Source organism: Mesorhizobium sp. WSM4832, assembly GCF_055811115.1.
On record NZ_JBVVQH010000046.1, the window covers coordinates 1 to 2,624 of the forward strand.

General features: G+C 59.3%; 2 protein-coding genes. Both read right to left on the reverse strand.

Features of this window, described 5'->3' with window-relative positions:
* Positions 1-149 precede the first annotated feature (149 nt).
* The gene (istB, locus tag AC0L2L_RS33215; protein ID WP_473469817.1) at positions 150-905 is read right to left on the reverse strand and encodes an IS21-like element helper ATPase IstB; all 756 of its coding nucleotides are present in this window, start codon (positions 903-905) and stop codon (positions 150-152) included.
* 12 nt (positions 906-917) lie between these two features.
* A complete protein-coding gene (gene istA / locus AC0L2L_RS33220; RefSeq protein ID WP_196815114.1) occupies positions 918-2,429 on the reverse strand; it encodes an IS21 family transposase in 1,512 nt (503 codons plus the stop codon).
* Positions 2,430-2,624 lie beyond the last annotated feature (195 nt).

The following is a 2,624-nucleotide window of genomic DNA, read 5'->3' on the forward strand; positions in this document are numbered from 1 at the left end:
TGCGTATTCCGACGAAGCCGGCCATCGATTCCGATTTGAAGCCGGCCAGTCATTCCGATTTCATTCCGGCCGGTGTTCCGATTTGAAGCCGGCCATTTTTCGGACTGATCCTGGGTCTGGTTGATGTTTGGATTGGGTTTCGTTTCCGGTCAAGCTTGCGCTGTTTCAGAGGCTTTTGGCGAGCGCTGTTTTCGCATGCTTTCTCCGGTGAGATCGATGCGATAGGCGTTGTGAACGAGGCGGTCCAGGATGGCATCGGCCAGAGTTGGGTTTGCAATGATCTCGTACCAGCGATCCAGGGGCAGCTGACTGGTGACGATTGTCGATCGGCGTTCGTAGCGGTCTTCAATGATCTCAAGCACATCACGCCGCTGGTCATCATTGAGTTTTTCCGGCCCCCAGTCATCGAGAATGAGAAGGTCGGTTTTGGCGAGTTGTTTGAGGATCCGGCCATAACGTCCGTCGCCTCTCGCGAGGGCAAGTGCTGCAAACAGCCGAGGAACGCGGTGATAGGCGACGGAGAAATCCTCTCGGCAAGCTTTGTGGCCAAGCGCACAGGCCAGCCAGCTCTTGCCGACGCCCGCCGGCCCGGTGATGAGAAGACTGTGATGCTTGCGAATCCAGTCGCAGCCGGCGAGCGCCATGAACAGATTGCGGTCAAGACCGCGTGCGGCACGAAAGTCGGCATTCTCGATCTGTGCGTCATGGCGAAGCTTTGCAGCCCTGGCGCGGGCTTCGAAACGCTTCTGGCGGCGCATGGTCGCCTCGCGCTCGAGCAGCATAGCAAGCCATTCGCCGTGCTCGAGGCCGCGCGCTTCGGACTGTGCGTCGAGTTCTAGGAAAGCGGTTGCCATGCCGTAAAGGCCGAGTTCCCGCAGCATGTCGATGGTGGGATTGATCAGCATAGGTGTATCTCCTCAATGAAAGTAATCAGGGCCACGCAGATTGGCGTGATCGACGATGGCGGTTGGTTCGGTGGACTGCCTTGCGGCCTTGTGATTGGCGATGAGCGAGGCGATGCTCTTGCAGTTCAGCCCACCGATCTCGACAGCGCGGGCTGACACGGCTTCGGCGCGATCGCGTGTGACATCGCGAAACAGGCGCAGAACACCCAGGCATGTTCGAAAGCCTTGTTCAGGATGTGGGCGGCTGGCGAGGATTGCGACAACCAAGCCTTCCGTCTCGGGCCCGACGGATGCGGCCCAGCGACGGAACCGATCCGGCGTCCACTCGGCATATCGCCGGTGGGAGCTGGGCATATGATCCGGATCCGTCCCATGACGAGGGCCGCCATAACGGCGCTGATGGACGGCAATGCGCTTGCCGCGGTGAAAGATCTCGATGGTGCGTGCCGTTGCTCTCAGATCGACTTGCTGGCGAATGAGGTTGTGCGGTACGGAATAAAAGAAGGTCTTGAACTCGACATGGTAGTCCGTCGAGACGCGGGCCAAACGCCACTCGGCGAATTCGTAGTCTTCGCTCGGAAGGCTTGCGAGCGCAGCACGCTCGACGCTCTCAAACAGTTGCCGGCGACTGACGCCCAGCCGACGCATGACATGATCATTGATGCGATCGAGTGCCTGGCGAATGGCGGCATTGGCCTCGGCCAGCGAGAAGAAGGTCTGGTTGCGCAGACGCCCCAGAATGCAGGATTGGGCAAAACGCACTCCATTTTCCACTTTCGATTTATCCCGAGGCTTTCTTGGCCGTGCCGGAAGAACGCCGACGCCATAGTGGGATGCCATCATGCCGTAGCTGCGGTTGATCTCGGGATCGTAGAAGCTGGCGCGGCTGACGCCCGACTTCAGATTGTCGGGGACGACCAGGCGGGGAACGCCATCAAAGAAACGAAACATCCTGACGTGTGAACCAATCCAATCAGGCAGTGTCTGGGTCCAGGTTGCTTCGGCATAGGTGAAGCTGGACGCTCCCAAGACCGCCACAAAGATCTCCGCCTCACGGATCTCGCCGGTGTCTCGATCAGCGATCGGGATCTTCTTGCCGGAATAGTCGACGAAGACCTTGTCGCCGGCGGCGTGTTCCTGGCGCATCGTCGGCGAAAGCCGCTGTTCGAAGCTGCGAAAGAGCTCGCAGAACCGGCTATAGCCATATCCGTCGGGATGACTTCCTCGATACTCCTCCCACAAGATGAGGAGCGTGACGCCCGGCTTCTTGAGCTCGACGGCAAGATCCGCCCAGTTCGGCTCTGGGCGCCGCCGCGTGCCCTGTTTGACGCCATTGCGAGCGAAGAGTTTGTTCTCAAGCGCGTCATCGGTCAGCTCGCCTGGCAGGGGCCAGCTCAACCCGATTGCCGCTGCGCGCTGCAGATTATCCTGCACCGTACTGCGTGCTATTCCCAGCACGACCGCAATCTCGCGGGAGCTGGTCCCGCTTCCGGCAAGTCGAAGCATTTGTCTCAACTGTCTCATGGTCAGCCTTCTCTTTGCCGGCATCAAAATGTCCTCGTTCATCGCGAGGTAATTGATGCCAAAGTTGCTGACCCAGGAGGTAATCTTCAGTGCCGAAAACCGGCCGGTCTTTGGTTGGAATGGTGGCCGGCTTCATACCGGAATGGTGGCCGGTGTTTGATCGGAATGGCGGCCGGCTTCACGTCGGAATCCGCA